The sequence below is a fragment of the Pseudomonas sp. HY7a-MNA-CIBAN-0227 genome, assembly GCF_040310325.1.
Lineage (GTDB): Bacteria > Pseudomonadota > Gammaproteobacteria > Pseudomonadales > Pseudomonadaceae > Aquipseudomonas.
Map to the genome: position 1 here is coordinate 63,493 of NZ_JBEOPT010000015.1, position 23,897 is coordinate 87,389.

The window sequence follows — 23,897 nt, forward strand, 5'->3', positions numbered from 1 at the left end:
AATTCCTCAGAGCCAGTGATCCATGGACACCGCATTGCGCAAATCCCAGACCTTGCGGACCAGCTCGTCGGCCTGCGACGGCGTGCGGGCGCCACTGAATTGCGCCAGGCGCTGGAATTTTTCGGCCAGTTCCTCGCGGCTCAGAGTGTTGCCCGGGTCGCCCTTGGGTTCGTCGATGGCGCCGCTTAATACGCGACCATCAACCGTGGTGACAATGACCCGGCCCAGCCAGCGCCGGGGATAAGCGGCGTCGACTTCCGCGTCCAGGGTCATGCTGACCTTGTCGCTAAAGGCCGACACGCTTGCATCGTGCAGCGCCAATTCATGGAACTCGGTCAAACCGGCCTTGCCATGCACGGCGATCAGGCCCAACACGGTGCCCATGGAAAACTTGGCCTGATGCACCGTCTGCGGCACTTTTACCCGTCCCAACACGTCGATGGCGGCTTGGTGGACACGGGTTTGCACACGGCTGATCTGTTCATGAGTGAGGCCTTCGCGCCGCATCAATTCCAGCAACGCATCAGCCGCCGGATGAGTGTGGCGGCAAGAAGCGTGGAACTTGAACGAGGTTTCCAGTAATGCCCAGCGACTGCCCAGGCGATCAGACAACTGCCGTGGGTCAGCATCGCTGGACATGCCCGCAGCCAGGCCCTGGTCACCCTCCAGAATATTGCGCGCACCAGTCAGCCCGTCCGCGGTTAAATAGGCGGCGAGCAATCCGTCGGCCGCAGCCTTGGCGGTGTGCAATTGCTTGGAGTCGGCGGCATCGCGCAAGAACTCCCAAAGGCCAGCCGCCTGGGTGCCGGCACTGCCCAGCAGGTTGATGAACTGTTCTTCGTTAAAGTCCATTAACTTGCCCACCGCCACCGCTGCCGCGAGGGTGCCGACAGTGGCGGTGGTGTGGAAGATCCGGTAATGGGAACGGCCCATGAACTCGCCGATGCGAATCCCCGCTTCGTAGCCGGCCACCGAGGCCAACAGCAGTTCAGGGCCTGATTTACCCAGATCCTGGGCCGCGGCCAATACCGCCGAAAACACCACGGTGGCCGGGTGCAGCACCGAGCTGTTGTGCAGGTCATCCTGCTCCACCAGGTGCGACGATGCACCGTTCACCAGGGCGGCGAAATAAGCACTGCTACTGCCAGCATTGACGATGACCTGCGCAGCTCCCGTGGCCGGGCCCATCCTTGAAGCGTAACGTTCGAACAACGGGATCGGATGCGCGCCTTTGCTTGCCAGCGCCGAACCGAGCCAGTCTAGAAACAGGTCTTCGGTGCGAGCCAGGACCGCATCCGGCAATTGCTCGTAATTCAGTGCCGCCAGAAAGCGGCAGAGGGCTTGGGTATGGCTCATGGTCAGGCCCTCAGAAGCTACGTGGCAGTTCGAGCAAATGCTCGGCCACGTAGGACAGGATCAGGTTGGTGGAGATCGGCGCCACCTGGTACAGGCGGGTCTCGCGAAACTTGCGCTCGACGTCGTATTCGCAGGCAAAACCAAAGCCGCCGTGGGTTTGCAGGCAAGCGTTGGCTGCTTCCCACGAGGCTTTGGCCGCCAGGTACTTGGCCATGTTGGCGCTTGCCCCCGCGTTGGCGCCGCTGTCGTATTCCTCACAGGCACGCCAGCGCATCAGGTCTGCCGCTTCGATTTCGATATGGGCTTGGGCAATCGGGAACTGCACACCCTGGTTCTGCCCGATGGGCCGGCCAAACACCACGCGGTCGCGGGCATAAGCACTGGCCTTTTCGATAAACCAGCGGCCGTCGCCGATGCACTCGGCGGCGATCAGGGTGCGCTCGGCGTTGAGGCCGTCGAGGATGTAGCGAAAGCCCTTGCCCTCTTCGCCAATCAGGCTATCAGCGGGTAATTCAAGGTTGTCGAAGAACAGCTCGTTGGTTTCGTGGTTGACCATGTTGGCAATGGGCTGGACCGTCAGGCCGTTGCCAATGGCTTCACGCAGGTCAACGAGGAAAATCGACATGCCTTCGGACTTTTTTTTCACTTCGGCCAGGGGCGTAGTACGCGCCAGCAGGATCATCAGGTCGGAATGCTGGACCCTGGAAATCCACACTTTCTGACCGTTGATCACGTACTTGTCGCCGCGCTTGATGGCGGTGGTCTTGATCTTGGTAGTGTCGGTGCCGGTGGTGGGCTCGGTGACGGCCATCGATTGCAGGCGCAATTCACCGCTGGCCAGCTTGGGCAGGTAGAAACTTTTCTGCGCCTCGCTGCCATGGCGCAGTAAGGTGAACATGTTGTACATCTGGCCGTGGACGGTGCCGGAGTTGCCGCCACAGCGGTTCACTTCTTCGAGGATCACCGACGCTTCGGCCAGGCCCAGGCCCGAGCCGCCGTATTCCACCGGGATCATCGCCGCCAGCCAGCCGGCGTCGGTCAGGGCCTTGACGAAGGCGTCGGGGAAGCCCTTTTCTTCATCGACCTTACGCCAGTAAGCGGCATCGAATTCGGCGCAAAGGGCGCGTACGCCTTCGCGGATGGCATTCAGTTCTTCGCTGTCGTTCGGGTTCATCATGGGGCTCTGCGCCTATTGTTCTTGGAGGTGGTTTATTCGAAATGCAGCTCTGCACGCTGGGCCAGGCCATCGGCGTTACCGGCCCACAGCTCAGCGACACCTTTTGCAGTGATGCGCCCGCCGACTTCAAAGGGTTGCGGCGCAATCAGCGGGCGAACGCCGCGATAAGAAAGCCGGCGCAAGGTCGCGTCGGGGTGGGCACGGCAAAAGGCGCGCAGGCTCAAGGTGGCGATCAGCGGGCCGTGTACCACCAGCCCCGAATAGCCTTCGGTGCCGGTGACATAGGGGTAGTCGTAGTGGATGCGATGGCCGTTGAAGGTCACGGCGCTGTAGCGAAACAGCAGGATGGCCGTCGGGTCGACAGCTTCGCGCCAGTCGCCCTGCGTCAGCGCCTCGCCGCTGCCCTGCTTGGGTGACGTGGGCTCGCGGTAGACGATGTCTTGCTCTTCGCGAATCGCCAGGAGGCCGTCCTGGGTGTAGTCATGGCATACGGTGACAAACAGCAGCGAACCAGTACGGCCGGTTTTTTCTTCCACCTGGGTGATGGTGGACACGCGAGTGGCTGACTCACCGGCGCGCAAGGCATGGAAAAACTCGATACGCCCACCGGCCCACATGCGGTTGCGATTTTCGGCGGGAGGCAGGAAACCACCACGGGCTGGATGACCGTCACCACCCAACGCCGATTCCGGCAACGGGTCCTGGAAAAAGCACCATTGCCATAACGCGGGAACGGAACCGCCATCGGCCGGAACCTCCTCGCCCAACGTCGCGGCGATACGTTTGAGCAAGTTGTGGCTCAAGTGGTCGTGGGCTGTTTCGCTACGGCCAATCCAGTCTGTGGCGCTCATCGGGGGGCATGTCCTTGGGCAGGGAATCTGCACCGGATCATGCAAGCCCGTGGTCGTTCCGGGAATTTGCATTTTAATAAAGCAGCGTTCGGCTATGCTGAACGCCAAATCCTCTCCCCAGTAGCAGATGTCGAGTGAAACGAGGCTGCGTCAGCGATGCGTCAGATACACCGCTGACGCTGCCTCGCCGGGGCTCGACAGCTGCTACGAGGAGTCATGATTATTTTCGGGAGCCTTGCATGCACTTCGATCTGACCGACCTGCGCCTGTTTATCCATATCGCCGAGTCCCCAAGCCTCACCCAAGGCGCCAAGCGCGCCTTCCTCTCGCCTGCCGCCGCCAGTGCGCGGATCAAGACCCTGGAAGGCCAGTTGGACACACGGCTGCTGTACCGCGACAGCCGTGGCGTGGAGATCACCCCGGCGGGCGAACGGCTGCTGCACCATGCACGGCTGATCATGCGCCAGGTGGATTACCTGAAAAGCGAGTTCACCCAATACGGTATTGATTCGGCCGGGCATATCCGCATCTTTGCCAACACCACAGCGGTGACTGAATTCCTTCCGGAAATCCTCGCCGGCTTCCTGTCTCAGCGCCCTGGCGTGACCGTCGACCTGCAGGAGCGCCTATCCCGTGACATCGTCCGTGGCGTGCTCGACGGCACCAGCGACATGGGCATCATCGCCGGCCCCGTGGAAGCTGCGGGTTTGCAGGTGTTGCACTTCAGCACCGACCACCTGGTGCTGATGGTGCCGGTGGGGCATCCACTGGCGGACAAGTCGTCGGTGACGCTGGAACAAACCCTCGCCTACCAACACATCGGCCTACACGAAGGCAGCACGCTGTTGAGTTTCTTGCGTGAGCATGTCGAGCGCCTCGGCAAGCACTTGTCACTGCGCATCCAGGTGTCGAGCTTCGAGGCTATCTGCCGGATGATCGAGGCTGGCGTGGGCATCGGCATCATTCCCGAGTCTGCTGCCGTTCGGCACAGCCGGACCATGCAGCTGGTGACGGTCAAGCTCGACGAAACCTGGGCCATACGTGAACGCAGTATCCTGGTGCGCGAACTGGAAGCGTTGCCGGGAACCATCAGGGCGTTGATTGCGACATTGATGCCACAGGCGCCCACTTAACAGTCTTTGACAGTTTCCCGACAAAGCTCTCAAAGACTGCTGGACACCCCTTCCCTAGCATTCAAGCATCCAAATTACCTGCTGGGTGCTTGCCATGTTTCGCACATTGCGCAGTCTTCCGCTGCTGGGTTGTCTGCTGGGCAGTATGGGGTGCCACGGACAACCACCGGCTGCGCCGCCGATTCTCAAGGGCGACTACCGCGCAATCATTCGCTACCTGCAAACCCGCATTCCCTGGGAGATGGCTCGCCATAACGTGCCGGGACTCTCCATCGCCCTGGTCAACGGCCAGGAGCTGATCTGGGCCCGTGGCTTCGGCTTTGCCGACAAGGCGCGGGGCGTGCCGGTGTCGCCGAACACGGCGTTCCGCGCCGGGCCACTGTCCAAGCTGATCACCGCCACCGCTGCGTTGCAATTGGTAGAGCAACAGCGGCTGGCCCTCGATGCGCCGATCCAGGACACCCTCAAGGAGTTCCACGTACGTTCGCGCTTTCATGCCGACCAGAGCGCCGCCGACCGCGACATCACTTTGCGCCGTTTGCTCAGCCATCAGTCCGGGCTGCCCAGCGAGCACCTGCGGGACCTGCGCAGCAGCTTCGCCATGAGCCAGATGCCGATGCGCGTCTCGGGGGTCTGGTTGAGTACGCCACCGGGCACCCAGGTGGCCTATTCCAACCTGGGTTATGCGCTGGTGGGCGCGGCCATCGAGCGCAGTGCAGGTCAAGACTTCGAAAACCAGCTGCAACACAGTCTGCTCAAGCCCCTGGAGATGGAGCAATCGAGTTTTGTCGGCACCACCACGCAACAGGTATACCGGGCCCAAGGCTATCAGGACGGCGCCATCAGCCCCGATGCCCAGGTCCGCGACCTCGCCGCCAGCGGCTTGTGGGCCAGCCCCAAGGACCTCAGTCATTACGTGCAGATGCTGTTCGCCCAAGGCACCTACAAAGACAAACGGCTGCTGAGCAGTGCATCGATCAACGAGATGCTCAGCCAGCAAAACACCGGCAACGCCCTGGATTTCGACTGCCAGATCGGCCTGGCCTGGTTTCTCGCGCCCTGTGGCGACGAACCGGTCAGCGCCGGGGTGCGAACCTTCCAGCACAGCGGCGCAAGCGACGACTTCGCCGCCCAGTTGACGATGCTGCCGGACCAGCAATTGGCGGTGATCGTCATGAGCAACGACAGCAACGCCGAAGACATGGTCGCCACCCTCACCACCCAAACCCTGCGCCTGATGCTCCAGGCCCAGAGTGGCCAGGCCATTTGCCCGGCTGATTGCCAGGCGCCCGTCGGCGGCCTTGACCATCGCCACGTACCGGCCGCCATGGACCGCAAGCGACTGGCCGGTTTTTACGCCACGGCCTGGGGCATCTTCCGGATCAAGGAAGAGAACAACCAGCTGTACGGTGAGCTGGCCGACGACCGCTTCGAACTGCTGCGCGACGGCAGCGGCTGGCTGCGGGCACAGAAAAAACTCCTCGGCTTCTGGCTCAAGGACCTGGGTGACCTGGGCCGTGTGCAACTGGACGTAGTGACCCTTCAAGGCCGGCAGATGCTCACCGCCCGCAGCCACGGCCAGCTTGTGCCGGTGGGCGAACGCATTGAACCGACGCCGCTGACCGGCGCCTGGGCCAACACCATCGGCACCTATCAGGTGCTCAGCACCCATGAAGCCGACGCACCGCTCAGTGGCCTCAGCGTGCGCCTGGAAGAAGGCTTCCTGGTGATTCGCGGCCAACTGCACGACCAGCCCTTGACCGACTACATCCTGCTACCGGTGGACAACGCCCATGCCGTGCTCGCCGGCAACGGCTATGGCCTGGGTGACACCGTAAGCCGCCAGATCAATGGCCTGAGCGCCTCCGGCTACCACTTCAAGCGCACCGATACACCCCACAACCCCTTGAACCTCTAACCCAAAACGAAGGTCATCATGCGTTCAAAAACGATCTACCTGTCCCTGACCTCACTGTGCCTGGCCACCGGCGCCCAGACCTTACTGGCCGAAGACTGGCAATACAGCCTCAAAGGCGGTGTCGCCAACCTGCCCCGCTACAGCGGCAGTAACGAGCGCGTGACCACGCCGCTGCTGGGAGGTGAAATCGTCAGCCCCTGGGGGATTTTCCTCAATACCGACAAGGGCCTGGGCTGGGGGTATGAAGGGGATAACGCCAGCTTCAGCGCCTACGTGGGCCCCAGCGCCGGGCGCAAGGACAAAAAGAAAAGCGGTCATGCCGGCTCTGACAGACTCAAGAGCATGGGCGAGATCAAGTCACGGGCGCAACTGGGCCTCAGCGCCAGCTATACCCTGAGCTCGGTGATCCTCGGCGCGACCCTGGAACATGCGCTGGAGGAGGACGATAAAAAAGACGCCGGCAAAGCCTTCACCAGCCTGGAACTGAGCATCGGCACCAACCTGTATGACGGCGACTACGGCACCGTGGACGCCAGCCTCAACAGTCTTTTTGGTGACGGTAATTACGTGCAGACCTGGTACGGCGTCACCACCGGGCAAGCCGCGCAAAGCCGCTTTCGCGCTTATGACGCCAAGGGCGGGTTAGTCAGCCGGGGCATGAACTTGAGCTGGAGCCTGCCCATCAACGACCACACCCAATTTTCCACCCTGCTGGATGTGCAGTATTTGTCCAATGACGCAGGCAAGAGCCCGATTGTCGAGCGCAGGTTGCAGACGTCGGTGATGGGGGTGGTTGAGTACACTTTCTGACGGGGTAATTCCATCAGCAATGTGTGATAGGTATCTACACATCTTCTGATGAGCCCACACCTGTGGCGAGCGGGCTTGTCGGATCGCCACCCTCTTAAAATCGCGTCACCGCAATCACCCCCACCAACACCACCGGCCACCCCAACAGCAACCCCCGCCACAACCCCGGCGCATGCCGCAACTCCATAAACCCGTCAGCAATCACCCAGGCCTTGGCCACCGCCAACACCAGCACCGCCTCCCATAGGCCCGGAGCACCCAGCATCACAGTCCCCACACTGAGGACCACTAGCGCGGCCCAGCAAACCATCACCAACTGAGAAACAGACATCGGCACCTCAACGAATCACATACACCAACGGAAACAACACCACCCATATCAAATCCACCATGTGCCAATACAGCACGCCAGACTCGAACCCCGTCTGCCGCCCCGCCGGATAAGCCCCTCGCCAACAGCCCAGCGCCATCCAGCCCAAAATCACCATCCCCAACAACACATGCAAAAAATGAAACCCGGTCAAAATCCAATACAGCGTGAAAAAAGTGCTGTATTCCAACCCAAGTCCAATCGAAACCAAGTGCCCGTACTCACCGAGCTTGATCCCCACATAAGCACCGGCCACCAGCAGGCCTAGGACCAACAACCCGCCAGCCAGACGCGAGCGCCCCTGACGAACCTTCTGCTGCGCCAACGCCGCCAACAACCCCGCCGTCAACAAACTCAAGGTCATTGCCAGCCCGGTAGAGGTATCCAGTTGCCCCCGCCCCTCGGCAAATACCTCGGGCCGCAACACCTGGGTCACGGCAAACGCCAGGATCAGAATGGCAAATACCGACAGTTCAGCGAGGATGAAAAACCACATCGCCAAATCCCCCGGCAGCCGCCGCTGGACCGTGCCCTCAGGCGAAGTGGACATCAACTACATCCATCAGCGCCGCCACAGTCTGCGGATCATCACTCAAGGATTCCGCCAGGCAGGCCATGCAGGCCTCGCGAGGGTTCATCCCGGCGGCGATCAGGCGCGCAGTAAAAATCAGCAAGCGCGTGGACGCGACTTCTTCCAGATCATGTTGATCAAGGCGACGTAATGCCTGACCCAACCTGACCACCTGAGCAGCCAGCGCGGTATCCACACCAGCCTCACGCGCCACAATCCGTTCCTCTTCCAACGTCGGCGGATAACCAAAGCGCATCGCCACAAACCGCTGCCGCGTACTGGGTTTCATGCCCTTGAGCAGGTTCTGGTAACCGGGGTTATAGGACACCACCAACATGAACGACGCCGGTGCCTTGAGCACTTCGCCGGTACGTTCCAGGAACAGCTCGCGGCGATCATCGGCCACCGGGTGCAGGACCACAGCGGTGTCCTGCCGAGCCTCCACCACCTCGTCGAGGTAGCAAATGCCGCCTTCGCGCACGGCGCGGGTCAGCGGGCCGTCCTGCCACCAGGTGCCCTGGGCGCCAATCAAGTGGCGGCCGATCAGGTCGGCGGCGCTGAGGTCGTCGTGGCAAGCGACGGTGTACAGCGGCAGTTTCAGCCGATGGGCCATGTATTGGACAAAGCGGGTCTTGCCGCAGCCGGTGGGGCCCTTGATCAGCACCGGCATGCCGTGGCGCCAGGCGTGTTCGAACAGGACCTGTTCGTTGTTCAGCGGTTGGTAGAAGGGTTCAAGCGGTTCGGGGAGAGTCATCGCACACCTTGGATCGACGCGGGTTTGAGGACCACGCTACGGGCGCCTGCGACAACCTGGCAAGTCGTACACCAAGCAAACTTGATCGCCGTCAAGCGAGCAATCACCCGCCTCGTCATAGTCTCCTCTGGCACTAAGAACCTGCGCTCTACCCTGCCGTCGCCGGGCATCGCAAAGGTCTTGCCTGAGGAGATATGGAATGCTGACTCGCAACAGAAACCCCTTCGCCCTGAGCCTCGCCAGCCTGAGCTGCGCGTTGGCCCTGGCCCTTTCGACGCACGCTTTCGCCGAGCAAACCGCGGCTGCCATGCCCATGGTCAAAAGCTCCGGCGCGCCGGATTTGAGCCAGGCCGAGTTCGACGCGTCAAAACAGATTTACTTCGAGCGCTGTGCCGGTTGCCATGGTGTGTTGCGCAAGGGCGCCACCGGCAAGCCGCTGACTCCGGACATCACCCAGGCCCGTGGCCAGGCATATCTGGAAGCGTTGATCACCTATGGCTCCCCCGCCGGCATGCCGAACTGGGGCACCTCCAATGCGCTGACCAAGGCGCAGATCACCAGCATGGCCAGCTTCATCCAGCACACCGCGCCCACGCCACCGGAATGGGGCATGGCCGAAACCCTCAAGACCTGGAAAGTACTGGTCAAGCCCGAAGACCGCCCGAAGAAACAACTCAACACGCTGAACCTGGAAAACCTGTTCTCCGTGACCCTGCGCGACGACGGCAAAATCGCCCTGATCGATGGCGACAGCAAGAAAATCGTCAAGCTGATCAACACTGGCTACGCCGTGCACATCTCGCGGATATCCGCCTCGGGGCGCTACCTGCTGGTGATCGGCCGCGACGCCAAGATCGATATGATCGACCTCTGGCCCGCCGAGCCGACCAAGGTGGCCGAGATCAAAGTGGGCATCGAAGCGCGCTCGGTGGAGACCTCCAAGTTCAAGGGTTATGAAGACAAATACACGATTGCCGGTTCCTACTGGCCGCCGCAGTTCACCATCATGGACGGCGAAACCCTGGAGCCCAAGCAGATCGTCTCCACCCGTGGCATGACCGTCGACAAGCAGGAATATCACCCCGAGCCCCGTGTGGCGGCGATCATCGCCTCCCATGAATGGCCGGAATTTATCGTCAACATCAAGGAAACCGGCAAGGTGATGCTGGTCAATTACCAGGACATCAAGAACCTCACCATCACCACCATCGACGCCGCACCGTTCCTTCATGACGGCGGCTGGGACAGCACTCACCGCTACTTTATGACGGCGGCGAACAACTCCAACAAGGTTGCGGTGATCGACTCCAGGGAGCGCAAGCTCACCGCCCTGGTGGACGTCGGCAAGACCCCGCACCCCGGCCGTGGCGCCAACTTTATCCACCCGCAATACGGTCCAGTCTGGGCTACCAGCCACCTGGGTGACGGCGGCATCTCGGTGATCGGCACCGACCCGGTCAAGCACGCCCAGTACGCCTGGAAACAGGTGGTCTCGCTCAAGGGCCAGGGCGGCGGTTCGCTGTTTATCAAGACCCATCCCAACTCGCGGCACCTGTACGTCGACACCACCCTGAACCCGGATACCAAGCTCAGCCAGTCGGTCGCCGTGTTCAATATCGACAAGCTGGACGCTGGCTATACCGTGCTGCCGATTGCCGAGTGGTCCGGGATCAAGCAAGGCGCCCTGCGCGTGGTGCAACCGGAATACAACAAGGCCGGCGATGAAGTGTGGTTCTCGGTATGGAGCGGCCAGGAAGAGGAGTCGGCGCTGGTAGTGATCGATGACAAGACCTTGAAGCTCAAGAACGTGATCAAGGACAAGCGCCTGATTACGCCGACCGGAAAATTCAATGTCTACAACACCCAATTCGACATTTATTGAGCTTTATCAACAAGAGGTAACCCAATGAAAAATATCCTGCTTGCACTGTGCGCCCTCGGCGCTGCGCTGAGCCTGCCATCGGCATTCGCCCAGGACGGCGCAGCGCTGTTCAAGAGCAAACCCTGCGCGGCCTGCCACACCATCGACGCCAAGATGGTAGGGCCGGCGCTCAAGGAAGTCGCCGCGAAGAACGCCGGCGTCAAGGATGCTGCCACCACCCTGGCCAGCCACATCAAAAACGGCACCCAGGGCAACTGGGGCCCGATTCCTATGCCGGCCAACCCGGTGACGGATGACGAAGCCCTGATTTTGGCCAAGTGGGTATTGACCCTGAAATAAGCACAAGGAGCACGCCATGAAAACATCGATGATCGGTTCGGCAATGGCGTTGCTCTTCCTCATTCCTGCGCCGGTGCATGGAGCACCGGCGCCGTCACGCCAAGTCCAGCTGGAACACCTGCTGGCCCAGGACTGTGGCGCCTGCCACGGCCTGCACCTGACCGGTGGCCTGGGCCCAGCCCTGACTCGCCAGGCCTTGGCCGGGCAAACCCGCGATTCATTGATTGCCACCGTTACCTACGGTCGCCCTGCCCTTGCGATGCCCGGTTGGGCACCTCTGCTCAGCAGCGATGACATTGCCTGGCTGGTGGATCGCCTCCTGCAAGGAACCTCTGCACCATGATCCGTCCACTGCTTGTCTCAATGGCCGCAGGCCTGTTGTTGTCGGCCTGTGTGCAACCGCCGTTGCGCGGCTCCGGTGACCTGGGCTTGGTGGTAGAACGCGCTACGGGCAGCCTGCAAATTATTGAAAGCAGTGGGCTGACCACGCTGGCACACATCGACGGCCTGGGTGATCTGTCCCATGCCTCGGCGGTGTTCTCACGGGACCAGCGCTACGCCTATATCTTCGGGCGCGACGGCGGGTTGACCAAGGTTGATCTTCTGGGGCAGCGCATCGATAAACGCATCATCCAGGGCGGCAACAGCATCGGCGGCGCCATCAGCCAGGATGGCCGCTTGATCGCCGTGTCCAATTACCAGCCGGGCGGGGTCAAGGTGTTCGACGCCGTGACCTTGCAGCAAGTGGCGGACATTCCGGCAACGCCCCTGGCCGACGGCAAGCACTCGCGGGTGGTGGGCCTGGTGGATGCGCCAGGCCAGCGCTTTGTGTTCAGCCTGTTTGATACGGGCGAAATCTGGAGCGCCGACTTCAGCCAAGGCCACATCCCGACCATCACCCGTTTCGAGGGTATCGGCCAGCAACCCTATGACGCGCTGATCACCGCCGACGGCCGCTATTACATGGCCGGGCTGTTTGGCGAAGACGGCATGGCCCAGCTCGACCTGTGGCACCCGGAACGCGGGGTCAAGCGCGTGTTGGCCGACTACGGCCGGGGCCAGGAAAAGCTGCCGGTGTACAAAATGCCCCACTTGGAAGGCTGGGCCGTGGCCGACAACCAGGCGTTCGTGCCCGCCGTGGGTCGGCATCAGGTGCTGGTGATGGATGCCCGCACCTGGCAACAGACTGCCGCGATCCCGGTGGCCGGCCAGCCGATTTTTGTCACCTCCCGCCCCGACGGCCGCCAACTGTGGGTCAACTTCGCCTACCCGGACAATGACCGGGTGCAAGTACTCGACAGCGAAACCCACCAGATAGTCGCCGACCTGCGTCCCGGCCCTGGCGTATTGCATATGGAATTCACCGGACGCGGCGAGCAACTGTGGTTATCCGTGCGCGACGGCCAGCAGGTGCAAGTCTGGGACCCTTATCGCCTGACCTTGGTCAAGACCCTACCGGCAGAGAGTCCCAGTGGAATTTTCTTCAGCAGTCGCGCACAAAAAATGGGGTATTGAAGATGGAACTTGATGAACTTAGCAGTCGCCTGATCGACCGCTATCAACACGACATGCCGCTGTGCACCGAACCCTACCAGGAGATGGCCCAGAGCCTGGGTTGCAGCGAGGCTGCGGTCATGGCCTGCCTGCAACGCCTGGAACTGACCGGTGCCCTGTCACGCATCGGCCCCGTGTTCGATCACACCCGCGCCGGAGCCAGCACCCTGGCCGCCCTGGCGGTACCCGCCGAGCGCCTGGAACAAGTGGCAGCGCGGGTCAGCCAGTATCCAGAGGTCAACCACAACTATGCCCGCGAGCATCACTACAACCTGTGGTTCGTATTGACCGGGCCTAACCGCCAGCACCTGGAGCAGGTCCTCGACGAGCTGGAAAAAGACACCGGTCTTACTCCCCTCGATCTGCCCATGCTCAGCGCCTACCGCATCGACCTGGGATTTTCCCTGGGAGTCCACTCGTGATCACCCCGCTCAACAACGAACAACTGCTCGACCTGCGCCAATGCCTGGAACGGGGTTTGCCCAGGGTTTCACGGCCCTATCAGGACCTCGCCGAACAGATCGGCGCCAATCAGGATCAGGTGTTGCAGCAGGTACAGCAATGGCACGAGCAAGGCCTGTTTCGCCGGATCGGCCTGGTGCTCAACCACCGCGCCTTGGGCTTTGTCGCCAACGCCATGCTGGTGCTGGACGTGCCCGATGCGCTGATCGATGAGGTCGGCCAACGCCTGGGCCGTGCAGCGGGCATCGCCCTGTGTTATCAGCGTCCCAGACGCCTGCCCGACTGGCGCTACAACCTGTTCTGCATGGTCCACGGTCGGGAGCGCGAAGCGGTTAAAGCGCACATCCAGGCAGTCTTGAAAGAGCAATTGCTGGGCGACCTGCCCCATCAACTGCTGTTCACCACTCAAGCGTTCAAGCAATGCGGCGGGCGTTTTGCACCGCCATCGTCACAGGTATGGGCCCATGGATGACCTCGACCGGCTGTTGATCAATCGTCTGCAACTGGGGCTGCCGCTGGTGCGTCATCCCTGGCAAGTCGTGGCCGAGGAACTGCACAGCACACCGGATGAATTGCTCGACCGTGTCCACCTGTTGCTGGAAGACGGTGTGCTCACCCGCTTCGGGCCGATGTTCGACATCGAGCGTCTCGGCGGCGCCTTCACCCTCGCCGCGCTGGCGGTGCCAGAACCTCGCTTCGAGCAGGTGGCCGCCCAGCTCAATGAACTGCCGCAAGTGGCCCACAACTACCGCCGAGAGCACCCCTGGAACATGTGGTTCGTGCTGGCCTGCAGCACGGCCAAGGACCTGGCCGAGACCTTGTCGCATATCGAAACCATCACCGGGCTGGGGGTCCTCAACCTGCCCAAGGAGCAAACCTATCATGTCGGTCTATATTTCCCGGTTTGACGAAACCCTGGCGCAACGCTTGATCCAATTGACCGAGACCGGCCTGCCGTTACTGGAAGATCCCTGGGCCTGGCTCGCCGAACAGTTGGACATCAGCGTCGAATCCACCCTCGACCTGCTCAAGCGCCTGCAAGGCGAAGGGGCGATCCGGCGAATCGCAGCGGTGCCCAACCATTACCGCATCGGCTATCGCCATAACGGCATGACCGTCTGGGACGTGACCGATGAACAGATGCCACGCCTCGGTGAATTGATCGGCGCCCAGCCCTTTGTCAGCCACTGCTATCGCCGGCCACGGCGCACCGATTGGCGCTACAACCTGTTCGCCATGGTCCACGGCCGCAGCCGCGAAGAAATCGACAGCTACCGCGAACATCTGCGTTTTTTGCTGGGGGATGCTTGTACCGCCGATGAGATGCTGGTGAGCAGCCGCATCCTGAAAAAGACCGGCCTGCGCCTGACGCCTGCGCCATGCTGAATTACGTGCTTTAGAAGGAACATCTTATGCTGAGGATCAGTCATTACCTGCGCACCCTCGTCGGCCAATGCCCGCCGCCCCGCCTATCGCCCCCTGGCAGCAACCGTGCCCCGGTGGTGATCTGGAACCTGCTGCGGCGCTGCAACCTGACCTGCAAGCATTGCTACGCCACCAGCGCCGACAGTGTGTTTCGCGATGAGCTGGACACAGCCGCCGCCCTCAAGGTGATCGACGATTTGCATGAAGCTGGGGTCAAGGTATTGATCCTCTCCGGCGGCGAGCCACTGCTGCGCGACGACCTGTTCCAACTCAGCGCCTACGCCCGCAAGAAGGGCTTTTTTGTCGCTCTGTCGAGCAACGGCACGCTGATCGACGAGCAGAATATCCAGCAGATCGCCGACGCCCGCTTCGACTATGTGGGCATCAGCATTGACGGCCTGGAGGCGACCCACGATGCGTTCCGCCAGCTACAGGGCAGTTTCCAGCGCTCAATGCACGCCATCAACCTGTGCCGCCAGGTCGGTATCCGTGTTGGCCTGCGCACTACCCTGACCCAGGAAAACCATGCCCAGCTCCCGCAATTACTGGCGCTGATGCGTGAATACGATGTGCAGAAGTTCTACCTGTCGCACCTCAACTACAGCGGGCGCGGTAAACGCAGCCGTCAGCTCGATGCCCACCGGCAAATGAGCCGCGATGCCATGGAACTGATTTTCCAGCAGGCCTGGGGCGATATCCAAAACGGCGTGGACAGCGATTTCGTCAGCGGCAACAACGACGCCGATGCGGTGCTGTTGCTGCAATGGGTACACCGCCATCTGCCGGAACACTACCCGCAACTTGAACAGTTGTTGCACGCCTGGGGCGGCAACGCTTCGGGCAGCGGCATCGCCAATATCGACAACACCGGTGAGGTGCATCCGGACACCTACTGGTGGCAACACTCAGTGGGCAATGTGCGCACCACGCCGTTTCGCAGCCTGTGGCTGGATCAACCTGACCCGTTGCTGCTGCGCCTGCGCGAACACCCACGGGTGGTGGGCGGCCGCTGCGCCGACTGCCGCTGGCTGGACATCTGCAATGGCAACACACGTACCCGCGCCTGGGCCGACGGCGACCTCTGGGGCCAGGACCCCGGTTGCCACCTCAGCGACACAGAAATCACCCGAACACCGCCCACCCTCATTCCTTGCTCGGCATGCTGAACCACCGGCCGACCACCTGGCGAAACAGCCGGGGGCGGCAAACCTGATGATGAACCAAGGAAGTCTCATGCACTCATCTCCCCTTGTAATACCGAGCGCCCTGCACAGTTCCTTCAGCTCCGGCGAAGTGGCCCTGGTGGGCGCCGGGCCTGGCGACCCACGCCTGCTGACCCTGCGGGCCTGGAGCCTGTTGATGCAGGCCGACGCCGTGGTGTTCGACCGGCTGATCAGTGCCGAACTGCTGACGCTGATCCCCCCGACTTGCGCCCGCCACTACGTCGGCAAGGCCAGCGGCTACCACTGCCTGCCCCAGGAACAGATTAACGAATTGCTGGCGGATTTGGCTGACCAGGGCCAGCGCGTGGTGCGGCTCAAGGGCGGCGACCCATTTATCTTTGGCCGTGGCGCCGAGGAACTGGAGTACTTGCTGCAGCGGGGCATTTGCTGCCAAGTGGTGCCGGGCATCACCGCCGCAGCCGGCTGCAGCGCCTATGCCGGCATCCCGCTGACCCACCGTAACCTGGTCAATTCATGCCGGTTTGTCACCGGGCACCTGCAACGCAATGGAGCATTGAATCTGCCCTGGGACAGCCTGGCAGACGGCAGCCAGACCCTCGTTTTCTACATGGGGCTGTCGAACCTGGCGATGATCTCGGACCGATTGATCGCCGCAGGTTTACCCCCTGACACCCCAGCGGCATTGATCAGCAATGGCGCTCGCGCCGATCAACAGGTGAATCGCGGCAACTTGCGCCAGCTACCGGCCATGGCCATGGCGTGCGAAGCCGGCGTGCCGACGCTGACGGTGATCGGTCATGTGGTGAATCTGTTTGCCGGCGCGGCCCTGCAGTACCCGGCCAGCCTTGCACCTGGACAACCGGCCAAGTCCAAGGTGGCGGTATGAAACGCCTGCTGCTGGTACCTCTGTTGTGGGCAAGTGGCGCCCATGGCGCACCGGATGCCGCCGCGGACTATCGAGCACACTGCGAAAGCTGCCATGGCATCAATCGCGTCGGCGGCACAGGCCCGGCCCTGTTTCCGGAAAGCCTGGGGCGGATCAAACCGGCCGAAATCCGCAAGGTGATCCAACAGGGTCGCCCGGCCAGCCAAATGGCGGCGTTCGCCCCGGTGCTCGCACCTGCGCAAATCGACGGGTTGGTGAGTTTCCTGCAACAACCCCCGGCCACGCCTGCCACCTGGAACGAACAGGACATCCGCAACAGCCACGCCTTGCTGGCCGATCTGCGGCAACTGCCGAGCACCCCGCAACACCACGCCGACCCGCTGAACCTGTTTGTGGTGGTGGAATCGGGCGATCATCATATCGACATCCTCGACGGTGATCGCTTTGAAGTACTGGACCGCTTCGCCTCGCACTTTGCCGTGCACGGTGGGCCGAAGTTTTCTCCCGATGGCCGCTTTGTCTACTTTGCTTCCCGTGACGGCTGGATCAGCCTGTACGACCTGCACAACCTCAAGCTGATCGCCGAAATCCGTGCCGGGCTCAACACCCGCAACCTGGCGGTGAGCAAGGACGGCCGCTGGGTACTGGTGGGCAACTACCTGCCGGGCAATTTGGTGGTGCTGGATGCGCGCGACCTGTCGCTGGTCAAGACATTACCCACGAATTCACGGGTCAGTGCCGTCTACACCGCGCCGCCGCGCAACAGTTTTGTCGTCGCCCTCAAAGACGTGAATGAAGTCTGGGAGCTGTCCTATGCCGACGCCCAGCCCAGCTTCGAACCCCGGCGCATCCAGGCCCAGGACGTGCTCGACGACTTCTCTTTCTCCCCGGATTACCGCCAGTTGCTCGCGACGTCGCGCAAGGCCGGCGGTGGTCAGGTGATCGATCTGGATTCAGGCAAAGTGGTCACCGACATTCCCCTGGCGGGCATGCCGCACCTGGGCTCAGGCACCTACTGGCAGCGCAATGGCCAATGGGTATTTGCCACGCCCAATATCAGCAAGGGCCAGATTTCGGTACTGGACCTCAAGACCTGGAAGCTGATCAAGGAGATCCCCACCCTGGGGCCTGGCTTCTTCATGCGCAGCCATATCAATTCGCGCTATGTGTGGAGCGACGTGTTCTTCGGGCCGGACAATGACGCCATTCACTTGATCGACAAACAGACCCTGGAAATCGCCCACACCCTGCGCCCGATGCCCGGCAAGACTGCTGCCCACGTTGAGTTCACCCGTGATGGCCGGTATCTGTTGCTGAGCATTTGGGACACTGAAGGTGCGCTGATTGTCTATGACAGCCAGACGCTCAAGGAGATCAAGCGCATTCCCATGAACAAGCCGTCAGGCAAGTACAACGTGGGGAACAAGATTGAGTTTGCGCAGGGGACGTCGCACTGAAGACCAGCCTGGGGGTATTGAGTACCTATCCGTTATCGCAGAAACGGATAGGTACTCACGCCTTTGATCTGCGACAGCCTTCAAACCGTGCGAGAAAACTGGCCTTTCTGCTCCCCCCCCAAATACGCATCAAACGCCATCGCCACACTGCGCACCATCAACTGCCCCTGAGGCAGCAACTGCACCGCGTCATCGTGGATCTGCAACAAGCCATCCCCTACCTGCTCATCCAGCAGTGAAAGCGCCTGGGCAAAATACTCGGTAAAACGAATATCATGCCCCGCCTCGACCCCGGCAAACTCAATACGCCCGTGGCACATCAAGCCATTGATCACCTCGCGGCGCAGCACATCATCGGCATTCAACCGATAACCGCGTTGCACTGGCAACAAACCCGCGTCGATACGTGCGTAGTACTGGGACAGTTCCTTGACGCTCTGGCTGTAGCTGTCGCCAACTTTGCCAATGGCCGACACGCCCAGGCCAATCAGGTCGCAATCGGCATGGGTCGAGTAACCCTGGAAGTTGCGCTGCAGGGTGCCATTGGCCCGAGCCAACGCCAACTCATCCTCGGGCAAGGCGAAGTGGTCCATGCCGATGTAGACATAGCCGGCCTCCGTCAGGCGGCGGATGGTCAGTTCCAGCAGCTCCAGCTTGCGCTCCGGTGGTGGCATGTCTTCGGGGCGGATCATGCGCTGGGCGCGGATCTGCGTCGGCAAATGGGCGTAGCTGTACGCGGCCACACGGTCGGGGCGCAGGGCGATAAGTTTGCTCAAGGTCACATCGAAACTGGCCACGGTTTGCAGCGGCAGACCGTAGATCAAGTCGACGCTGATGGACTTGAACCGCGCCTCGCGGGCCGCGGCCACCAGTTGCAGGATCTGTTCCTCGCTTTGCACGCGATTGACCGCCGCCTGCACATCCGGGTCAAAGTCTTGCACACCGAAGCTCAAGCGATTGAAGCCCAACCGGCGCAGGTTTTTGATACGTTCGACGCTGATGGTGCGCGGGTCCACCTCAATGGAAAACTCGTGCTGGTCGCTGTCATCCAGGTTGAAGCCCTCCTCCAGGCTGGCCATCAACTCAGCCAACTGCTCATCGTCCAGATACGTCGGCGTGCCTCCCCCCAAATGCAACTGGGTCAGGGGCCGCGAACGGTCGAACAATGCAGCCTGCATCTGGATTTCCCGCTTAAGGTAAGTCAGGTACTCCACCGCACGATGGGTCTTGCGGGTGATGATCTTGTGGCAGCCGCAGTAATAGCAAAGGCTCTGGCAAAACGGGATATGGATATACACCGACAGCGCCTTGGGCGCCACGGCCTGGTTGCTGGCCTGCACCGCCTGGTGGTAGTCATCCAGGGCAAAGGCTGAGTGAAACTGTGGTGCAGTCGGATACGAGGTGTAGCGCGGCCCCGGGCGGTCGTATTTCTGCACCAGGGCCCGATTGAACTCAAACGCAGTCATGGTCGATGGTCTCGTCATTGGAGCAAGGAGGGACAACGCTGCCGGTGCGACCAAACAGCGCGCAGAGCGCGTCCACCTGGCGGCGGCCAGCAGGCAACACACAGAGGAAGCGTTCGGACAAGTCGATCTGGCCATCGCGGTGCAACTGCTCCAGCAGCGGCCAGATCGTTGAAAAATAGCGAGGGAAAATCAGCCCGTAACGGCGCTCGACTGCCTGGATGTCCAGCTCCAGGTCGCAGGTCAGGCGCTCCATGATGTGCTGGCGAATCTGATCGCCGGCCTCGCAGCGCCAGCCGCGGACGGTGGCTAATAGGCCGTTGTCCAACTGCTGCCGGTAGACCTGCGGATCGTCACTGTTCTGGGCATATAACGTATCGATCTGGCTGATCGCGCCCAGGCCAAAACCGATGTGATCGCAGTACCCATGGCGGGTGAAGCCCTGGCAATTGCGGCTCAGGCGCCCACGCTCCTGGGCCAGCGCCAGGTCATCGTCGGACCGCACGAACTGCCCCAGACCGATGTAGTGATAACCCGCCGCTTCCAGGAGCCGGAAAGCGCTTTGGCGCATGGCGCTTTTATCCGCATCGCTCGACAGCGCTCGCGGTGCCTGTTGCTGATAGCGCCATGATGCCTGGGCGTAGTCGAACACCTGTAGACGGTCTGGCTCCAGGGCGATCAGACTCGAAAGCTTCGCCTCGAAACTGGCGATGGTTTGCCAGGCATGGCCGTAGCCCAGGTCGACGTTTACCGAGCGAAAACCGAAAGTGCGCGCCGCGTCAATCAGCGACTGGATCGGCGCCGGGTCCTGGTAGCCAGCCGGTGGAGTTTTGACGTCGTCACTGGCATCGGGCACACCGATGCTGACGTGGTTGAAGCCCAGGTCGCGCAACAGGCCCATGGTGGCCCAGTCGATGCGCTGGGGATCGAGGTCGATGCTGTAGTCACCCTGATCATGGTCAAGAAAATGCAAACGGCTGCGCAGGTGCGCCATCAAGCGTTGCAGCTCGGCTATTGCCGGAGTGGCGCCACCCAGATGGAATTGATCTACCGGTTGACGGCTGCTCAGGTGGCAACCGATCAGGTGGATTTCCTGCTCCAGGCAACGCAGGTAGTCGTCGCAAGAGTGGGACGTCGGCCATTGCAGGTTCAGCGCCAGGGGTCGCTGGTGCTGGCGGCTGTCGCGCAAGGCACGCAACAGGTCCAGGGAGCCGATGCCACTGTGAAACTTGCCGATGTCCGCCTTGCCCTGATCCAGCACAGCTGGGTCACGGCGCAGGCGCCACTCGCGGCGGGGATGAATGACGGTGAGCATGGCTGTCTCCGGGTCTGGCTACGGTAGGCCATTGTCCGGTGCGACCGGACAGCGCACCTTGATATGCATCAAGGCTGCAAGAATCTATGCATGAAACGGACCGACGGCTACCAGGTCAGGTAGAACATGCCCTTGGCCAACAGCACAATGGCGACCATATGGCAAAACAGGCTCAAGTGGACAAACCGCAAGTAAGCAGCAGTCACCTGCCCGCGCCGCATCAACAACATGGTCAGCAGGAAATGCATGAGCACGCTGGTGGCGAGGATCAGCTTGAGGGTCAGCAAGGCGCCGAATGAAGAACTCGAAGGCGAAGCCAGCGCCGGCAGATATCGCAACCAGACCATGCCGCCCCCGGCGCCGAACAGCACCAGCAACACCCACGGCATCAAGGCCCTGGCGCGACGGCCAATGCCTTGTTCCACCAGCAGCATGACTCGCACCGGCAGCTGTTTGTGCAGGCGGCCGAGGATCAGCACTTCAAAAAACACCGTGCCGATAAAGATCAGTGCAGCGAACAGATGGGCCAACAGGAACAGAAAATAGAGCATCAAAACCTCGCAGGTGAACTGGCCCTTATGCCAACCACTGTGCCAGATACGTCGCGGCGCGCGCCTTGATACGGGTCAAGGATGGCGGTGTCCTGACAGCGCGTGCTCGTCCTATTGTGCTGGAGTGCTCACCTCGTGCGACAGTCTGCCGCAGACTCACCCACCGCCCCGGCCTGTTAAGGTAACGCACCGCTCTGTGGCGTTAAGTCGCAGATGATCGAGTACGAGCCGCGTCGGCAGCCCTCCTGCCTTCCCCGCTCTCGCTCTTCAAGGCCTGATTGGCAAGCCCTGCGCAATCTTCAGGCGCTTCACAGGATGCACATTGCATGACGATGTTATTTACCCGCCGCAAAGTCCTCGCCGGCATGAGCTTGCTGGGCCTGGGCCTGCTCAGCGGCTGTGACACCAGCCCCAAGCTGAATTTCAAGTACGGCAAGGACCTGAGCGACAAGATCATGGGCCGTACCTTCAAGCTCAAGAACACCCAGGGCGAAACAGTCACTCTCAGCTCCTTCCGGGGCCTGATGCCGGTGGTGTTCTTCGGCTTCACCCAATGCCCGGCCGTGTGCCCGACCACCCTGGCGAGAATGGCCCAGGCCAAGAAGATGATGGGTCGAGACGGCGAGATCATGCAGGTGATCTTTATCACCCTTGACCCGGAGCGCGACACGCCGCAAGTGCTCGACGCCTACGTCAAGGCCTTCGACCCCAGCTTCGAAGCCCTCTACGGCACCCCGGAAGAAGTCGCCGTGGCCGCCAGGGAGTTCGGGATCTTTTATGAAAAGATCCCCGCAGGCGACAGCTACACCCTGTCCCACACCGCCACCAGTTTTGTATTTGACACCCGGGGCAATCTGCGCCTGGGCTTGTCGGCATCCCTTAACGCCAAAGAGTGCGCAGAAGACCTGCTCACCGTCATGGAGGTCTGCTAATGACTGCCGTTCAACACCTCAAGCGCATCGCCCTCGGCCTTTCCCTGCTGGGCCTGGCGGCACACGCCAACGCCCAGGCTCAGGTCAGCGACGCCTGGGTGCGCGCCACGGTACCGGGGCAGCAATCGAGCGGTGCATTCATGACCGTCACCGCCGACAGCGACAGCAAGTTGCTGAGCGTGCAGTCGCCGGTGGCCAAGCTGGTACAAATTCATGAAATGAGCATGAAGGACGACGTGATGCGCATGGGCCCGGTAGACTCAGTGGCCCTGCCTGCAGGTAAGCCAGTCAAGCTCGATCCGGACGGTTATCACGTGATGCTGATCAACCTGAAGGGCCAGATCAAGGAAGGCGACTTGGTGCCACTGACCCTGACCGTGGAAAATGCCAAGGGCGAAAAACAGTCGATTGAAGTCAAAGCTCCGGCCCGTGCCTTGAGCAGTTCCGACCACAGCATGATGCACTGAGCTGCCTGACCTCAATCCACCACAAACAACTTCGCACCGGTGGTGGTGAATGAGCGATGCCCCTCCATGTCATTGCCCACCTGATAACTCATCCCAGCCGTCAGGATGAACTGGCGGCCATCCTCCAGTTCGGTGTGCAACTCGCCTTCCAGGCACAGCAGGATATGCCCTCGCCAGCACCAGTGATCGGCCAGGTAGCCGGGGGTGTATTCGACCATCCGCACACGGGTCGAACCGAACTGACAGGTGCGCCACCAGGCGCTACCTGTTTCTCCGGGATGAAGGACCGGTTCGATGGTCGACCAGTCGGTGGTACCAAAGGGGATTGCCGTCAAATCCATGGTTGCCTCAGCGATAAAAGTGCCTCGGAGGACGGTATCCAGCCGATGGCTCGCGGGATAGACACAGATAGCCTGCATTTGTTTGATACAGGGCGCGCTTGGTATCCTCACGCGTCAACCTGCATGGACGCCCGCTTGTGAAAATCGATCCAGCCTTCATCCTCCACGAAACCGAGCACTGGCTCGTCAACCATCACCTGGTGTCGGCGTTGCCGGGTTATCCTCGTCAAAGAAGTGACTTCACCATAGGAATACACGCCAACTGCAACCCCGAAGGCGAATGATAGATAGCCTTTTCGCTACCCGTATAACCGCAGCGCCGATAAAAGTCCCCCGCATTCAGTGTCGCGTCCAGAATGACCTTCTTGAGCCCCAGCTCCCGCGCCAGGGACTCAAGGTGAGCGAGGATCTTTTTGCCAATGCCCCGTCCGATAAAACCGGGCAGCACAAACAACGCACCGACTTCGTCGTTATCCAGATCCAGCATGCCCGTGGCTACCTCCTCACCCTCGATACAGCCCAGGTAAAAGTGCTTGTCCATCAGCGCGCCGTAACCGTCCTCAGCCGAACCTCTGGTCCAGGCCAGCATCTGCTCTTCGGTGTAGGCACCGATGCATTGGCTGCGTATGGCCTGAAGGCGAATATCGAACGCCACCTGGCCATCGTTTGGGGTGGCTCGTCTGATCTCTAACATTTCAA

At 61.3% G+C, this 23,897-nt stretch carries 27 protein-coding genes and 1 pseudogene; 17 read left to right on the forward strand and 11 right to left on the reverse strand.

Features of this window, described 5'->3' with window-relative positions; genetic code table 11:
• Positions 1-6: 6 nt before the first annotated feature.
• The 3 genes from AAEZ06_RS21735 to AAEZ06_RS21745 are packed head-to-tail and all read right to left on the reverse strand — an operon-like array spanning position 7 to position 3,384.
• Positions 7-1,356: an MmgE/PrpD family protein gene (locus tag AAEZ06_RS21735; RefSeq protein ID WP_350616151.1), complete on the reverse strand. Its 1,350-nt coding sequence runs from the start codon at positions 1,354-1,356 to the stop codon at positions 7-9.
• Between the two features lie 10 nt (positions 1,357-1,366).
• Positions 1,367-2,530: an acyl-CoA dehydrogenase family protein gene (locus AAEZ06_RS21740; RefSeq protein WP_149412487.1), complete on the reverse strand. Its 1,164-nt coding sequence runs from the start codon at positions 2,528-2,530 to the stop codon at positions 1,367-1,369.
• A 35-nt stretch (positions 2,531-2,565) separates the two neighbouring features.
• Positions 2,566-3,384: an HTD2 family dehydratase gene (locus AAEZ06_RS21745; RefSeq protein WP_350616153.1), complete on the reverse strand. Its 819-nt coding sequence runs from the start codon at positions 3,382-3,384 to the stop codon at positions 2,566-2,568.
• Positions 3,385-3,623: 239 nt separating this feature from the next.
• Here AAEZ06_RS21745 and AAEZ06_RS21750 point away from each other — a divergent pair, with 239 nt between their 5' ends.
• The 3 genes from AAEZ06_RS21750 (at position 3,624) to AAEZ06_RS21760 (ending at position 7,245) form a co-directional block, all read left to right on the forward strand.
• Complete coding sequence (locus AAEZ06_RS21750) at positions 3,624-4,517, forward strand: LysR family transcriptional regulator (protein WP_350616155.1); 894 nt, start codon at positions 3,624-3,626, stop codon at positions 4,515-4,517.
• 94 nt (positions 4,518-4,611) lie between these two features.
• Complete coding sequence (locus AAEZ06_RS21755; protein ID WP_350616157.1) at positions 4,612-6,435, forward strand: serine hydrolase domain-containing protein; 1,824 nt, start codon at positions 4,612-4,614, stop codon at positions 6,433-6,435.
• A gap of 18 nt (positions 6,436-6,453) precedes the next feature.
• Positions 6,454-7,245 carry a MipA/OmpV family protein gene (locus AAEZ06_RS21760; RefSeq protein ID WP_149412365.1) on the forward strand — a complete coding sequence of 264 codons (792 nt, stop codon included), beginning with the start codon at positions 6,454-6,456 and terminating at the stop codon, positions 7,243-7,245.
• A gap of 94 nt (positions 7,246-7,339) precedes the next feature.
• Here AAEZ06_RS21760 and AAEZ06_RS21765 read toward each other — a convergent pair whose 3' ends face one another.
• From AAEZ06_RS21765 to AAEZ06_RS21775, 3 genes are read right to left on the reverse strand one after another with little or no spacing between them, the layout of a single operon-like run.
• Entirely contained in the window at positions 7,340-7,576 is a 237-nt protein-coding gene (locus AAEZ06_RS21765; protein WP_149412366.1) for a cytochrome C oxidase subunit IV family protein, read from the reverse strand.
• 7 nt (positions 7,577-7,583) lie between these two features.
• Positions 7,584-8,165 (reverse strand): cytochrome c oxidase subunit 3, encoded by a 582-nt coding sequence (locus AAEZ06_RS21770; protein ID WP_350616160.1) that lies wholly within the window; start codon positions 8,163-8,165, stop codon positions 7,584-7,586.
• Positions 8,149-8,940 carry a CbbQ/NirQ/NorQ/GpvN family protein gene (locus AAEZ06_RS21775; protein WP_149412368.1) on the reverse strand — a complete coding sequence of 264 codons (792 nt, stop codon included), beginning with the start codon at positions 8,938-8,940 and terminating at the stop codon, positions 8,149-8,151. Before AAEZ06_RS21775 ends, AAEZ06_RS21770 begins: the two co-directional genes overlap by 17 nt.
• 199 nt (positions 8,941-9,139) lie before the next feature.
• On the opposite strand from AAEZ06_RS21775, the gene AAEZ06_RS21780 reads away from it, so the two are divergent.
• The 11 genes from AAEZ06_RS21780 to AAEZ06_RS21830 all read left to right on the forward strand — a co-directional run bounded on the left by AAEZ06_RS21780 (position 9,140) and on the right by AAEZ06_RS21830 (position 18,129).
• Entirely contained in the window at positions 9,140-10,822 is a 1,683-nt protein-coding gene (locus AAEZ06_RS21780; protein ID WP_149412369.1) for a nitrite reductase, read from the forward strand.
• A gap of 24 nt (positions 10,823-10,846) precedes the next feature.
• Positions 10,847-11,161, forward strand: a complete 315-nt coding sequence (locus AAEZ06_RS21785) for a c-type cytochrome (RefSeq protein WP_149412370.1) — start codon at positions 10,847-10,849, stop codon at positions 11,159-11,161.
• Between the two features lie 16 nt (positions 11,162-11,177).
• Complete coding sequence (locus AAEZ06_RS21790) at positions 11,178-11,504, forward strand: c-type cytochrome (RefSeq protein ID WP_178114494.1); 327 nt, start codon at positions 11,178-11,180, stop codon at positions 11,502-11,504.
• Complete coding sequence (locus tag AAEZ06_RS21795) at positions 11,501-12,676, forward strand: cytochrome D1 domain-containing protein (RefSeq protein ID WP_149412371.1); 1,176 nt, start codon at positions 11,501-11,503, stop codon at positions 12,674-12,676. Before AAEZ06_RS21790 ends, AAEZ06_RS21795 begins: the two co-directional genes overlap by 4 nt.
• 2 nt (positions 12,677-12,678) lie before the next feature.
• Positions 12,679-13,137 (forward strand): Lrp/AsnC family transcriptional regulator, encoded by a 459-nt coding sequence (locus tag AAEZ06_RS21800; protein ID WP_149412372.1) that lies wholly within the window; start codon positions 12,679-12,681, stop codon positions 13,135-13,137.
• Complete coding sequence (gene ahbB / locus AAEZ06_RS21805) at positions 13,134-13,649, forward strand: siroheme decarboxylase subunit beta (protein WP_350616163.1); 516 nt, start codon at positions 13,134-13,136, stop codon at positions 13,647-13,649. Before AAEZ06_RS21800 ends, ahbB (AAEZ06_RS21805) begins: the two co-directional genes overlap by 4 nt.
• Entirely contained in the window at positions 13,642-14,085 is a 444-nt protein-coding gene (locus tag AAEZ06_RS21810) for an Lrp/AsnC family transcriptional regulator (RefSeq protein ID WP_149412374.1), read from the forward strand. Before ahbB (AAEZ06_RS21805) ends, AAEZ06_RS21810 begins: the two co-directional genes overlap by 8 nt.
• On the forward strand, positions 14,060-14,563 hold the full coding sequence (gene ahbB, locus AAEZ06_RS21815) for a siroheme decarboxylase subunit beta (protein WP_149412375.1): 504 nt from the start codon (positions 14,060-14,062) through the stop codon (positions 14,561-14,563). The genes AAEZ06_RS21810 and ahbB (AAEZ06_RS21815) overlap by 26 nt, the downstream gene beginning before the upstream one ends.
• A 26-nt stretch (positions 14,564-14,589) precedes the next feature.
• Positions 14,590-15,768, forward strand: coding sequence for a heme d1 biosynthesis radical SAM protein NirJ (gene nirJ, locus AAEZ06_RS21820; protein WP_350616165.1), 1,179 nt, complete (start codon positions 14,590-14,592; stop codon positions 15,766-15,768).
• A 67-nt stretch (positions 15,769-15,835) separates the two neighbouring features.
• The gene (cobA, locus tag AAEZ06_RS21825) at positions 15,836-16,672 is read left to right on the forward strand and encodes a uroporphyrinogen-III C-methyltransferase (protein WP_350616167.1); all 837 of its coding nucleotides are present in this window, start codon (positions 15,836-15,838) and stop codon (positions 16,670-16,672) included.
• Positions 16,669-18,129, forward strand: coding sequence for a cytochrome D1 domain-containing protein (locus AAEZ06_RS21830; protein WP_350616169.1), 1,461 nt, complete (start codon positions 16,669-16,671; stop codon positions 18,127-18,129). The genes cobA and AAEZ06_RS21830 overlap by 4 nt, the downstream gene beginning before the upstream one ends.
• Before the next feature lie 80 nt (positions 18,130-18,209).
• Here AAEZ06_RS21830 and hemN read toward each other — a convergent pair whose 3' ends face one another.
• From hemN to AAEZ06_RS21845, 3 genes are all read right to left on the reverse strand, one after another.
• Positions 18,210-19,595 carry an oxygen-independent coproporphyrinogen III oxidase gene (gene hemN, locus AAEZ06_RS21835; RefSeq protein ID WP_350616171.1) on the reverse strand — a complete coding sequence of 462 codons (1,386 nt, stop codon included), beginning with the start codon at positions 19,593-19,595 and terminating at the stop codon, positions 18,210-18,212.
• The gene (locus AAEZ06_RS21840) at positions 19,582-20,907 is read right to left on the reverse strand and encodes an oxygen-independent coproporphyrinogen III oxidase (RefSeq protein ID WP_350616173.1); all 1,326 of its coding nucleotides are present in this window, start codon (positions 20,905-20,907) and stop codon (positions 19,582-19,584) included. The genes hemN and AAEZ06_RS21840 overlap by 14 nt, the downstream gene beginning before the upstream one ends.
• 107 nt (positions 20,908-21,014) lie before the next feature.
• Positions 21,015-21,458 (reverse strand): hypothetical protein, encoded by a 444-nt coding sequence (locus tag AAEZ06_RS21845; RefSeq protein WP_133100962.1) that lies wholly within the window; start codon positions 21,456-21,458, stop codon positions 21,015-21,017.
• A gap of 326 nt (positions 21,459-21,784) precedes the next feature.
• On the opposite strand from AAEZ06_RS21845, the gene AAEZ06_RS21850 reads away from it, so the two are divergent.
• Positions 21,785-22,390 (forward strand): SCO family protein, encoded by a 606-nt coding sequence (locus AAEZ06_RS21850; protein WP_149412381.1) that lies wholly within the window; start codon positions 21,785-21,787, stop codon positions 22,388-22,390.
• Complete coding sequence (locus AAEZ06_RS21855; protein WP_350616176.1) at positions 22,390-22,857, forward strand: copper chaperone PCu(A)C; 468 nt, start codon at positions 22,390-22,392, stop codon at positions 22,855-22,857. The genes AAEZ06_RS21850 and AAEZ06_RS21855 overlap by 1 nt, the downstream gene beginning before the upstream one ends.
• Positions 22,858-22,868: 11 nt before the next feature.
• On the opposite strand, the gene AAEZ06_RS21860 is transcribed toward AAEZ06_RS21855, so the two are convergent.
• Entirely contained in the window at positions 22,869-23,198 is a 330-nt protein-coding gene (locus AAEZ06_RS21860) for a DHCW motif cupin fold protein (protein WP_350616178.1), read from the reverse strand.
• A 137-nt stretch (positions 23,199-23,335) separates the two neighbouring features.
• On the opposite strand from AAEZ06_RS21860, the pseudogene AAEZ06_RS21865 reads away from it, so the two are divergent.
• Positions 23,336-23,419 (forward strand): annotated as a pseudogene (locus AAEZ06_RS21865) (HIT family protein); the annotation flags it as partial.
• Between the two features lie 5 nt (positions 23,420-23,424).
• Here AAEZ06_RS21865 and AAEZ06_RS21870 read toward each other — a convergent pair.
• Positions 23,425-23,892 (reverse strand): GNAT family N-acetyltransferase, encoded by a 468-nt coding sequence (locus AAEZ06_RS21870; protein ID WP_149412384.1) that lies wholly within the window; start codon positions 23,890-23,892, stop codon positions 23,425-23,427.
• Between the last annotated feature and the right edge of the window lie 5 nt (positions 23,893-23,897).